Below are 12,595 nucleotides of genomic sequence, written 5' to 3'. Positions count from 1 at the left end.
AGTATTGATATTCATTATCATTTACAACAAGTAAAATAGGAATAGATATGTGGCTGCACACCTTGTTTCAACCCAAACGACACCAAACAACGACAATTCAAACAAGATTAATACCGCTAAAAAATACGGTACATAAAAAAATAAAGCGCATTACACCTCGGAGAAAATTGGCTGGCATTGGCTTATTAGTCGCACTGATATCTGGCTGTATGTATATACCGCATCAAGCAAATGTTGATTTAACTCAAAAACAAATAGATCAAGTAAAGCGGCAAGCTAAACCTGCTGTAGATGCCATACTCGATAAATTTTCTACCCACACTTTAGTGGCAATGGGCGATTACCATTGGAATGCAGAGGTCATGCAATTTATCAATAATTTAGTTGCCCAACCCCGTTTCGCACACGAAATAAAACATATTATTGTTGAATTTGGCAATGCGCGTTTTCAACCTTTATTAAATGATTACCTACAAGGTAAAGCCGTTAGCGACACCGAGCTCAAACAGGTCATGCGCAGCTCCATTTTTTTTACGGCTTGGCAGCCCAATGAATATGGTCAATTCTTCTCAATTATTCGCCAACATAACTTACATCTTTCGACGGCCGAACAAATTAAAGTCACCTTAGCCGAACCTGCATTCACTTGGCAGGCCAGTACCACGCAAACCGAATGGCAAAAAGCAGCAAACAACAAAGTCAGCGGTTTTTATGCTCAAGCTGAAAAGGCAATCCAAAAAAAACAAAAAACACTGATGGTATTTGGTGCCTTTCATTTACTTAAAGCAACTTCGATTTCGAGCTCACCTATCCCTATCAAAAACCAACCGCTAGCAACCCAAATAGAAGCTCAATATCCAGGAAAACTCTATGTTGTATGGCCCGCCACTCAGCCCGAGTTCACACAAGCGATTGCCGATATAACTAATCCAGCGCTGATAGAGTTAAACAATTCCCCTATTGGCGATCTCGCGTTTGTCGATTTATTGCCAAAATCAAAAGTAAGGTTAAGCCGAATGGAGCGTTTAGACGCTAAAGCCAGTGAATTAAGTGATGCTTATTTATTTGTAGGACAAACAGAGCGGTCAACTCGATTTCCGCCAGACGTAATGGCCGATAAAGCTTGGATAAAAGAAATGCAAAGACGTGTCGCGATAGTGGGTGGACGAGTCGAATCTGCATTTGAATCAATATTAGAACAAAGTGCTCAGTAACAAATTCAGATATAAATATCTTTTTATACTTATTTTAAGCAGTGCGATAGCGATATATAGATTTTCTGTGTTATTGAAAATAATCCTAATCAAAAATCATGATCATCTTGGGAAAATCGCTTTCAATTATGTCGTAAATAGTTCAGCGTACTTGGGGATTTTTGCCTAACCTAATTTTTTATTTAACAACAACCTTTAAAAGTTTAACGCCACTTGGCATTAAACTAAATTGTGGCTTGAGCGCGTTTTGAGTAAATAAGTCCGTTACCTGAATCGGTTTGTTACCCATTAAGCCTATGGTTAAATCAGCATTATGTTTGCCTAAATTTAAACTGCTGACTAAATAGCTACCATCAGTTTGCTTAACAACACGCCAGTTACAACTTTTATGTTGAGTGCCATTTTCTTCTTTAAACGTGACTTCGGGTAAACCCTGAGCCGATGCTTTAAGTGCAACTTGACGAATTTCATCAAGATCAGCTTTGCCATTTAGATTAATCAACTGGCCTTTACCTTGCGTTAAAGACTGCTTATGTTTATTGCCATACTCGTCTTTACTCAAACTAGCCGCTGAATCAAGAATCTCCGTACCACCATGATTCAAGTATATTTGTAGCGCAGCGAGTTCCGCTTGAGTAACAAACTCGGTTTGATACACCACAATGCTATTCCACAAGCTGTGATCTTGTTTTTTGATGATTTTTTCGGTGGCATAACCGACAGGGAAACCAGCAAAAAAACTTTGTTCTATTTTTAAGTTAATGAAACATTTACTGACAATAATAGGCCTAACTTATAATACTCGTTATTATAGAGAGTCGATTTTATGTGATTGACGTGAATAATTGGCTTTTTTACTTACCTGTTAAATACAAAACTCTATCCCCCCTTTTTTTTAATAAATCATTTTTGTTGAGCGCAGCAGAAACATAATAAAAATAGGCATACATAAAATAGTTAAGGTTGATAACCAAATTAAGCTGTCGACATTAGCCAAACTTTGCGCTGGGGTTGTCACTAAAATAAATGAACTAACAACACTCGCTAAACCCGTAAATATATTTCTTACACTCACCAGTGCCGACATATAACCTGTTCTGGCGGCGGGTTGTGGAATTTTACTCACGATATACTGCACCATTAAATTACGCAGGCTATTGAGCGACATAAATAAAATAAACACCATAAACACAGGCAACCAAGGGGTTGAACTGAAGCCTAAAAACAACACCACGATTGTTGCTATAGCTAAAGTCCAACTTACAAAATTCAAATTAAGTTGCGCTATAAACGCCCCAAACACTTGAGTCACAACAATTGTCACCAAACCGCCCAATAAATAGAGCTGGCCTATATCTTCGCGGGCTAGACCATAATTAAATTGAAAAATACTTGATAAGTGAGGGATAAACAAAAAAACGGAAAATGTGGTTGTCGCCATTAAAAGCAAGCCAATTAACAATGTGGGTTGCTGCTTTAATAAGGCAAAACTAAATGGATGCCCTGGCGACTGACTTTCAGAGCGATTATCAGAGCGACCGTCTGAATCACGTTGTGAATGCGCGACAGAGGATGGGTTATTTTGGGGCAGCACAAACCAAGAAGCAAACGCCATTAATAACAAAGGCACCGCCATAACCACAAAGGCCAATCGCCAGCCCAAAATGTAAGCCAGCTCTAACCCTAACGGCACACCAATAATGGCCGAAAGTGAAAAACTCAACGCCATTTTAGCCATAGCTTTACCCCGATCGGCAACTGAAAAGTTGGATATAATAAAGCTTAATAATATTGCGGCTAAAGGCGCACTAATTAACCCGGCTAAACAACGCAAAACAAATAATAAGCTAAAACTTTCAACCCAATAACAGCTGAACATTAACACCGCATGCACAGTCAGCAAAATGATGACTGTTTTACGTTGGTCTACCTTATCTAATATCACGGCACCAAATAACCCCGATATAACGGCCATCGCGGTATAAGCGCCAGTTAACCAGGCAAAATGCTCAACTTTAAAATTAAGATCGAGCGCAATATCGGGCGCCATTGGCATAAGCATCATAAAATCACTCATGAGTAAAAATTGTACAAAAACCACAAATATCAAAAGGACTTTGTGCCTCGGTAGAGCTGTTTTTTCAACGTCTTCCCTTTCTACATTGCCACTTATTAAGCTGTTTTTTTTATTATTTTTAATCATTTAACTACCATCTACGCCTTATTCTATCTACCTTATACAAATGAGAATGATAATAGATCTCATTCTTATTTACAAAGTTTAGTTTTATGTTCTATTATCCAGCTCTCTTAAACATCGCTGAGAACAACCAAATGAATCGTCAAATCATCGGCAGTGACGCAATGCGTTCTGATCTGCTTATTAATCAATTAAATACCAGCCCGTTTTTCTTTAGCTCGCCGACGACAACCTTGTTAGCCAGTGAACAGCATGCTTATCATCAAGGCATTATGGGGTTTGATAAACTGCCAGAGTATGTCGAGCAATTGTTACAACAAGCAAAAACACATGCCGATGATAATCCGATAGCTTTAGGCATTATTCCTTTTTCTGAGCACAACCCTGTGCAATTTGTTATACCTGAAACCTTACATATATCAGCCCCCATGCGCGGCGCAGAAATACCCGCCGATTTAAGCCCAATACACCATAAGCAATCACGTTTGCAGCCTTTTCCGGCACCCAAGCATTATATAAATGCCGTCAGTAGTGCGGTAAAACAATGCAAACAAGGCCACTTTAATAAAGTCGTTCTCTCGCGCTCAATACAAATAGATACCGAAGAAGCGATTAACGTACCGGCTTTTATTAATCGCCTTTTAGGCCAAAACCCCGGCGGCTATACTTTTTGCTCGCGCATCGGCAATACCGCTGATACCCGTTTAGTGGGATCAAGCCCCGAACTACTCGTATCACGTAAAGGCCAACATGTTTGCTCAAATCCGTTGGCGGGTTCACGTCGCCGTGGCGTTGCCATCGCCGAAAATGCAGCATTATCTAATGCGATGTGTCAAAACCCGAAAGACCTGCATGAGCACAGTGTCGTCGTTGATGCGGTCGAAGCGGCGCTTGCCCCTTATTGCAGCAATTTATATGTCCCCATGACACCATCGGTTATTGAAACCGCCACCATGTTGCATTTATCAACCAAGATAGAAGGCACAGTAACCGATCCAACCGTTAGCGCTTTAACACTAGCTAGTAAGTTGCACCCAACACCCGCGGTATGTGGGCACCCTCAGTTTGCAGCTCACAATTTTATTAAAAGCCAAGAACCCTTTGATCGCGGTTATTTTACCGGATTAATCGGCTGGTGCGATGCACGAGGCAATGGCGAATGGGTGGTGGTTATTCGCAGTGCCGAAATCCAAGCTAATCGTCTTAAACTGTTTGCCGGTGCTGGCATAGTGCAAGGCTCTGATCCTATTGATGAACTAAAAGAAACCGGCAATAAAATGCGGACTATTTTGCATGCCCTTAATTTAGATCTTGCAGAAAATGACATGATGGAGCCCGCATAATGGCCAATAACCAGCTCCCCAGCAAAGACTTTATTGATTGGCCAATTGCTTGTGCAGCGCAATACCGAGCACATAAACTCTGGCAAGATCACAGCATTAATGATTTATTGCAGCAAACAACCACTCGCTACCCACATAAATGCGCATTAATTTGTGGTGATAAGCAATGGAGTTATTACGAATTAGACCAAGATATCAATCGACTGGCTAATGGCTATCAAACACTCGGATTAAAGCAGAACGATACCGCCATTATTCACTTACCTAATTGTGCCGCTTTATATCTTAATTTTTTTGCATTATTGCGTATCGGCGTTAAACCGTTGTTAGCCATGCCGGCACACCGCTTTAATGAGCTGGATTATTTTTGTCAATTTATTGAAGCGCGAATTTACATTAGCGCACAACAAAATAACTTTGACCCCATCATTATTGGCCAACGCTTAAAGCAAAAACATGATCACTTACAATGGTTAATCGACTGCGACAACATCGCCCCTGAGCCAATAAAAACCAATGACTGGCTCGATGTGCCAATGGATAATGCGTTTATCCCCTTTTCATCATTGTTTAATAAAAATGCGCCTTTAGCCAATATAATCAACCCTGACTTTGCCTTTTTTCAGTTATCCGGTGGCTCTACCGGCTTACCTAAATTTATACCACGCACCGATAATGATTATGTTTATAGCGTGCGGGCGAGTGTTGAAATATGTCAATTTGATCAACACACTCATTATTTGTGTGTATTGCCCGCAGGTCATAACTTTCCGTTAAGTTCGCCCGGTGCATTGGGCGTATGGCAAGCTGGCGGCACGGTTGTATTAAGTCCGCAGCCCGACCCTGAAAGCACGTTTAAATTAATACAACAGCATCAAATTACGGTTACGGCACTCGTGCCGCCGTTAGCGTTGTTGTGGCTTGAATATGCTCAACAACATAAACATCAACTCAGCTCACTTAAATTAGTGCAAATTGGTGGTGCCAAGCTCAGTGCCGAAGCCGCTAAAAAATTTATATCGCAGCTTGATTGTCAGCTGCAGCAAGTTTTTGGTATGGCAGAAGGCTTAGTCAATTACACACGGCTAGATGACGATCTTGATACCATTATAAATACTCAAGGACGCCCCATGTCGGCCTTTGACAACATCAAAATTGTGGATGATCAAGGTGTTGACGTTAAGCAAGGTGAAGAAGGTTTATTATTAGTAAAAGGCCCTTACACCATTTGTGGTTACTACAAAGCACCAGAGCATAATCGCAACGCCTTCACGCCGGATGGTTTTTACATCACTGGCGACACCGTCAAACTCACTAAAAAGGGTAATTTACAAGTTTTAGGGCGGCAGAAAGATCAAATCAATCGGGGCGGAGAAAAAATAGCCGCCGAAGAAATAGAAAACGCTTTACTTGCGCATCCTGAAGTTCACGATGCGGCCATTATTGCCTTACCCGACCCATTTTTAGGCGAAAAAAGTTGCGCCGTGGTGGTGTGCAAAAATTTGCAGCCAAACGCTATCGAACTCAAGCGATTTTTACGCCAACACGAACTAGCCGCGTTTAAAATTCCGGATCGGATTGAGTTTTTATCGCATTTACCTAAAACACCGGTTGGCAAAATAGATAAAAAACAATTACGCGCCCAATTTTGAGCCTCCATTTTTAAAACAAAAAACGTTACCTAATGTGCTCTAACACCGCGGTAATGGTTTTTATATAACTGAATCAACGATAGACATTAAACAGGACTTATTTTTATGGCAATACCGTCAATAGCCCCTTATTCGATCGACAATATCTTAAATAACATTAACAACAAAGTAGATTGGCAAATCGACCCTCAGCGTGCGGTTTTACTCGTGCATGATATGCAGCAATATTTTATCGATTTTTATAATCAATCATTAGAACCCATTAGTGAAGTCATCGATAATATCAGCCAAATAAAACAGCTCTGTAATACCGTCGATATTCCGGTTGTTTATACCGCGCAACCCGGAGATCAAGACCCAAATGAACGCGCTTTATTAACCGACTTTTGGGGCGCAGGACTTAACGCCGACCCCGCTAAAACAAAAATTATTGATGCCCTAACGCCAAACCCAAACGACACCCAATTAGTAAAATGGCGTTACAGCGCCTTTGTGCGCAGCGAGCTCAAAAATTTAATGCAACATTGGCAGCGTGATCAGCTCATCATTGTTGGGGTTTATTCACACATCGGCTGCTTACAAACCGCAGCCGATGCCTTTATGAACGATATTCAAGCCTTTATGGTGATCGATGCGCAAGCTGATTTTAGCTTTGCCGAGCAACACATGGCAGCCACCTATGTGGCGGGACGCTGTGGTCAAGTTACCACCACAGCACAAACCCTTAGCGCCATCAGCAATACCCATGATGTGCTCGCTGCGCCGATGCTACCCACATCCTATAACGAACTTGTGGCACAAGTGGCAGCATTGCTCGAACTAGACCAAAGCGAATTAACCGACGATGACAGTTTGCTCGATTTTGGTTTGGATTCGGTTCGCATGATGTCACTCGTCGCAGATTGGCAAACCGCCGGACTTAATATTTCATTTATCGATTTAGCCGCAACACCTTGCTTGGGTCAATGGTGGTCAATTTTACAAAAAAAGGCAGCCTAATAACATGACACAATCAACCACAACTCAATACCAACAACTAACCGATGCACAAGCCGGAATTTGGTTTGCACAATTACGTTCGCCTGAAAACCCAATTTATAAAACAGGTGAATATATTGTCATAGAGGGAACAGTCAACACAGACTCTTTAGATCAAGCGATTAGCCAAGCAATCAATGAAGTTGACTCTTTAAACGCACAATTTATTACCACAACCGAAGGCCCTCGAATGTTGGTTAACCGCCAACCTTGGCAAGTCGACCACATCGATTTTTCGACAGAAAAGTTACCGCTAAAAAAAGCGGTATCATGGATGCAAAAAGAGCTTAAAAACCCCGTTAATTTAGAAACAGGGCCACTTTTTAGCATGGCGATAATAAAATTAGCAGCCGACCAATTTGTCTGGTTTTTGTCTCTACATCATATCGCCATTGATGGCTACAGCATGTCGTTAATTGCCAGTAGAGTGTCACATATTTATACTCAGTTAACGTCTGACTCACCCATTGATAAAGCCAATATCGTGTCGCAACAGGCACTCATTGCAGAAGATGAAGATTATAAAACGTCAGATAAATATCAAGCCGATCGTAATTTCTATTTAGAACGTTTTGCCGACCACAACGACACCATCAACTTAGCCGGTAAACCGACTATTACATCTGATCACTTTTGGCGTTTGAAAGGCGCATTACCTGCAGCCGACTTTAGCCAAATGGCCAGTGTAGCCAAGCTTTGTCGAACCCACTGGTATAGTGTATTAATTGCCAGTATCGCCAGTTATGTGCATCGTATGACGCGATCCAACAACGTGGTATTGGGCGTGCCTTTGATGGGTAGATTAGGCTCAGTTGCGATCCAAACACCGGCAATGCGCGTGAATATTTTACCCGTGCGTGTTGAATTTAACGCCGGTGATAGCCTGATTGATTTAATCAAACAAGTTAATAAAGAATTTGCCGCCGTGCGTCGCCATCAAGGTTATCGTTATGAAGAATTACACCGCGAATTAAACGTAGTTAAAGACAACCGCAATTTATTTGGCCCGTTAGTCAATATCATGCCGTTTAACTATGAACATCAATTTGGTGATTTACCTTCTAAAGCCTTTAATTTATCTGCCGGTCCGGTCGATGATATGTCGATTTACTGTTATGAATTAGATGGTTTATTACATCTTGATATTGATGCAAACCCAGAACTTTATAGCGAAGCAGAATTAGCAGAGCATCAACAACGTTTATTCAACTTTATGAGCGACTTTTTCACAAAGGCCCAACAGTCACACTATAAGGCAGCCCGTGACGAAGGTAATAGCAATGAATACAGCGGTGAACACACCTATAAAGTCAAAGACATTAATATTCTATTTAAAGAAGAAACACAAAAAATACTACACGATTGGAACAACACCGACCACCCAGTTAAAACAACAACCTTAGCGCAATTGCTGCACCAACAGGCACTAGCAACCCCAAACCAAGCAGCGCTTATATTTGAACAACACCAATTAACCTATGCACAGTTACATGAAAAAGTTCAGCGCTTAGCGTATCAATTTATCGAACAAGGCATTAATAAAGGCGATACCATTGCCGTTATTATTCCCCGTAGCCTTGAGCTTATTATTGCTCAACAAGCGATCATGTTAATCGGTGCGATTTACCTGCCGGTAGACCCCGACTATCCAGACGGACGCATTGCATATATGCTTGATTCTTCAGCGCCTAAATTAACGTTATGTACCGCCCAACTCGCACTTAAAGTGCCATCACATAACACGATTAATTTAGTCGACGGTGAAATATTTAAACAATGGGTAAATACCCCAGCGATAGGTGTAACTGCACTTGTTAATTTGCGAATTTCAACCATTCAACCACATGATCCGGCTTATATTATTTATACCTCGGGTTCAACCGGTAAACCTAAAGGTGTGGTGATTAATCATCAAGCTATCGTCAATCGATTGATGTGGATGCAGGCTGAATATCCGATTGATCAAACCGATAAAATTTTACAAAAAACCCCTGCTGGGTTTGATGTTTCAGTGTGGGAATTTTTCTGGCCACTGATCACCGGTGCAACGTTAGTTGTTGCCAAACCCGACGGCCATAAAGATCCACTCTATTTAGCCGAGATCATTCAGCAACAAAACATTACAACCCTGCACTTTGTCCCCTCGATGTTGCAAGTGTTTATCGCGCAAGCAACAGCAGAGCAAACAAAAAGCTTACGCCAAGTGTTTTGCAGTGGTGAAGCCTTACCCATCGATTTAGTCAAAAATTATTATCAACTGCATCAAGCACCCTTACACAATTTATATGGGCCAACCGAAGCGGCGATTGACGTCACGTATTGGCCTTGTTCAATTAACGATAAAAAAATTCCGATTGGCAAGCCCGTTTGGAATACCCAAATTTATATATTGGATCCTAATTTACAACTTGTACCTCCGGGCGTTATAGGCGAGCTCTATATAGGAGGTGTGCAACTCGCCGATGGTTATTATGGTCAAGCAGAATTAACCGCAGAGCGTTTTATTGCTAACCCATTTAAACAAGATGGTTCACGCCTTTACCAAAGTGGCGATTTAGCACGTTGGGATCAATATGGCGCAATTGAATACATAGGTCGTAGTGATTTTCAGGTTAAAATTAGAGGTTTTAGGATCGAGCTGGAAGAAATAGAAAACGCACTAGCCCTACATCCCGAAGTGGCCCAAGTCAGCGTGCTGGCACAAGAATACACGGCAGGCGACAAACGTTTAGTCGCCTATATAAAACCCACTCACACACATAAACAGCCAAAAGAACATCACACGGGTGCAGAAAATAACGCAGCAGGCAACAATATAGATGTAGGCGCATTGCAAGCCTTTTTAGCCACGCTATTACCTGAATACATGATCCCAAGCTATTTTGTTGAAGTAGCCGAGTTTCCGTTAACCGCCAATGGCAAGCTCGATCGTAAAGCCTTGCCTAAACCCGATTTATCTGGGCAAATTGGCAATAAAGGGCCAGCTAATTTAGTTGAAGAGCGCTTATGTAAATTGTTTTGTCAGCTGTTAGATATTCCAGAGGTGGGCACAAGTGATAACTTCTTTGAATTAGGTGGCCACTCATTATTAGCCGCTCAGTTAATTGCTTATGTTAAAGAGATCATGGGCGTTGAATTATCGCTCGCCGCCGTATTTGAATCGCCTACAGTTGAAGGTATAGCCAATAAACTTAACGGCAGCAGTTCAGACGAAGCACTCAATATATTGCTGCCTTTGCGGAAACGCGAAAATCAACCGGCTGTATTTTGTGTGCATCCGGCAGGTGGGTTAAGTTGGTGTTATGCCGCACTCACTCCTATTATTCCAAGCTATATTCCTATTTATGGTGTGCAATCTAAAAATCTAGCCTCGCCGGATTTGCCACTGCCAAGTAGCATGCGCCAAATGGCAGAAGAATATGTTGCGGCGATCAGAGCAGAGCAACCTTTTGGCCCATACCATTTATTAGGTTGGTCAATAGGCGGCATGATAGCCCATCACATGGCAGCTGTTTTACAACAACAAGGCCAAGAAGTCGGTTTGCTTACCATACTCGATTCTTACCCCACCGAGCAATGGCAGCAAATGAATCCGCCACAAGAAGATGAAGCGCTTGGTGCGCTTATTCGCATGGCCGGTGTCGAGTTTGATGAATCAGCTCATTCTAGCTTAACTCGGCCGCAAGTAATCGACATTTTACAAGAAGCCGGTAGCTCAATGGCACATTTAAGCGCGGATACCATTTCGGCGATGATCGAAGTCGTTATCAATAATAACAGCCGAGTTCGTGATGAGGTCGATTATGTTTATCAAGGCGATATGCTGTTTTTTAATGCCGTCAAACCACCAGAAGAAGCCTTTTTAGACCGCGAAGGTTGGCACAAATATATGCAAGGAAACATTGATGTGGTTGAGGTGGACTGTATTCACAGAGACATGATGCAGCCTGATATGTTGCGCTTGATCGGCCGACATATGGCTGAGCGCCTGACTAGCACATTCACAGAATAGGATAACGTAATGACATTAACAACAGGAGCACCGCTAAGCGGTGCTCCTTTATCTATCGTATCCGTGGTGCAACAAGCTTTACAAAATAAGCAGATCGTCGGGTTAGGCGAAGCGCATTGGTATTTTTCAATTTTTGAGCAATTGCAACAGCTCATAATCGACCCGCAATTGAATACCGATGTAAGCGATGTGGTGATCGAATTTGGTAATCAACAACATCAAGCCCTGTTAGATGATTACCTTGCGGGTAAAACGATTTGTATACAACAGCTCAATGCCATTTGGTTAGATTCAATTGCTTTTCCGGCTTGGGCCTCACCACACTTTATGCATTTTTTTAAATGTGTACGGCTAGCCAACCAACATCGCCCCACCCCACTGCGTATACATCTCGTTGAATCGCCACAAAATTGGCCGCGGTTAAACAACCCACTCGCGGTTATGCAAGCAAACGCTCAACGCGATCAAACACTCTTTGATTATGTCGAGACACATTTTATTAAACAAAATAAAGCAGCCTTCGTCTTATTTGGTGCGCATCATATACTCAAAAATCCCATCCATATTAAGCGACCGTTTAGTCGTGAAAAACAACATCAAACATTTGGCATGCTAATGCAAACCGCTTATCCCGATAAGCTATTAAGCTGCTGGCCACACATAGCGGCTAAGCAAGCACATATAAACAAGCTATTACCCATTCCAAAAATATGCACAAACACATGCCCAAAAACAAGCACAAGCAACCAGACGGATGTTAGCTTCAGCCATTCTTTTGCCCTATCAACACAGGCAAGCAATATTAGCCACTTAACATTTAACGACATATCCCCCAAATCATCACACTTTAATTTATTAACACGAGAACCTTTAAGGCAATTATTTGATTTTTATTTATATTTTGGCCAAGCCACACGCGATCTCACGCCTCAGGTTTTAAAATTAACAAATGAGCAATGGCAATTGATTGATCAACGGATTAAATACTTAAATCCTCGGCAGCAAACACTCATGCAGCAAATAAAAAAGGTTAGTCTCTAAATTTAGCCGTTTATATATTTAAAAACGGGCAACGATCAACACGAATGATCCCCAAGTGACTTAGGGATATAAATAACCTTTTTAAGCTATAAGAC

Annotated in this window: 8 protein-coding genes; 6 read left to right on the top strand and 2 right to left on the bottom strand. The window is 41.7% G+C overall.

All coding sequences use genetic code 11. From position 1 onward, the window contains the following. Nucleotides 1-47: 47 nt before the first annotated feature. A complete protein-coding gene (locus DPX34_RS15610) occupies nucleotides 48-1,214 on the top strand; it encodes a hypothetical protein (RefSeq protein ID WP_111979380.1) in 1,167 nt (388 codons plus the stop codon). 178 nt (nucleotides 1,215-1,392) lie between these two features. Here DPX34_RS15610 and DPX34_RS15605 read toward each other — a convergent pair whose 3' ends face one another. Both DPX34_RS15605 and DPX34_RS15600 read right to left on the bottom strand, forming a co-directional pair. Then, complete coding sequence (locus tag DPX34_RS15605) at nucleotides 1,393-1,890, bottom strand: hypothetical protein (protein ID WP_157964753.1); 498 nt, start codon at nucleotides 1,888-1,890, stop codon at nucleotides 1,393-1,395. Nucleotides 1,891-2,109: 219 nt separating this feature from the next. Further along, nucleotides 2,110-3,417: an MFS transporter gene (locus DPX34_RS15600; RefSeq protein ID WP_111979378.1), complete on the bottom strand. Its 1,308-nt coding sequence runs from the start codon at nucleotides 3,415-3,417 to the stop codon at nucleotides 2,110-2,112. Between the two features lie 131 nt (nucleotides 3,418-3,548). Here DPX34_RS15600 and DPX34_RS15595 point away from each other — a divergent pair, with 131 nt between their 5' ends. From DPX34_RS15595 to DPX34_RS15575, 5 genes are all read left to right on the top strand, one after another. Further along, nucleotides 3,549-4,757, top strand: coding sequence for an isochorismate synthase (locus tag DPX34_RS15595; RefSeq protein ID WP_198673726.1), 1,209 nt, complete (start codon nucleotides 3,549-3,551; stop codon nucleotides 4,755-4,757). Continuing rightward, complete coding sequence (locus DPX34_RS15590; RefSeq protein WP_111979377.1) at nucleotides 4,757-6,409, top strand: (2,3-dihydroxybenzoyl)adenylate synthase; 1,653 nt, start codon at nucleotides 4,757-4,759, stop codon at nucleotides 6,407-6,409. The genes DPX34_RS15595 and DPX34_RS15590 overlap by 1 nt, the downstream gene beginning before the upstream one ends. Nucleotides 6,410-6,514: 105 nt before the next feature. After that, nucleotides 6,515-7,408 (top strand): isochorismatase, encoded by an 894-nt coding sequence (locus DPX34_RS15585; protein WP_111979376.1) that lies wholly within the window; start codon nucleotides 6,515-6,517, stop codon nucleotides 7,406-7,408. A 4-nt stretch (nucleotides 7,409-7,412) separates the two neighbouring features. Continuing rightward, the gene (locus DPX34_RS15580; RefSeq protein WP_111979375.1) at nucleotides 7,413-11,459 is read left to right on the top strand and encodes a non-ribosomal peptide synthetase; all 4,047 of its coding nucleotides are present in this window, start codon (nucleotides 7,413-7,415) and stop codon (nucleotides 11,457-11,459) included. A 9-nt stretch (nucleotides 11,460-11,468) separates the two neighbouring features. After that, nucleotides 11,469-12,500 carry a hypothetical protein gene (locus DPX34_RS15575; protein WP_111979374.1) on the top strand — a complete coding sequence of 344 codons (1,032 nt, stop codon included), beginning with the start codon at nucleotides 11,469-11,471 and terminating at the stop codon, nucleotides 12,498-12,500. The last annotated feature ends 95 nt before the right edge of the window (nucleotides 12,501-12,595 follow it).

Origin of the sequence: Algibacillus agarilyticus (genome assembly GCF_003286125.1) — a bacterium.
GTDB lineage: Bacteria > Pseudomonadota > Gammaproteobacteria > Enterobacterales > Alteromonadaceae > Algibacillus > Algibacillus agarilyticus.
Note: the sequence above shows the minus strand (reverse complement) of the source record. Positions and strands in the feature narration are given on the sequence as shown.

Coding starts and splice junctions, on each gene's coding strand:
- DPX34_RS15610 (WP_111979380.1), top strand. CDS start 48: ATGTGGCTGCACACCTTGTTTCAACCCAAACGACACCAAACAACGACA.
- DPX34_RS15600 (WP_111979378.1), bottom strand. CDS start 3,417: ATGATTAAAAATAATAAAAAAAACAGCTTAATAAGTGGCAATGTAGAA.
- DPX34_RS15595 (WP_198673726.1), top strand. CDS start 3,549: ATGAATCGTCAAATCATCGGCAGTGACGCAATGCGTTCTGATCTGCTT.
- DPX34_RS15590 (WP_111979377.1), top strand. CDS start 4,757: ATGGCCAATAACCAGCTCCCCAGCAAAGACTTTATTGATTGGCCAATT.
- DPX34_RS15585 (WP_111979376.1), top strand. CDS start 6,515: ATGGCAATACCGTCAATAGCCCCTTATTCGATCGACAATATCTTAAAT.
- DPX34_RS15580 (WP_111979375.1), top strand. CDS start 7,413: ATGACACAATCAACCACAACTCAATACCAACAACTAACCGATGCACAA.
- DPX34_RS15575 (WP_111979374.1), top strand. CDS start 11,469: ATGACATTAACAACAGGAGCACCGCTAAGCGGTGCTCCTTTATCTATC.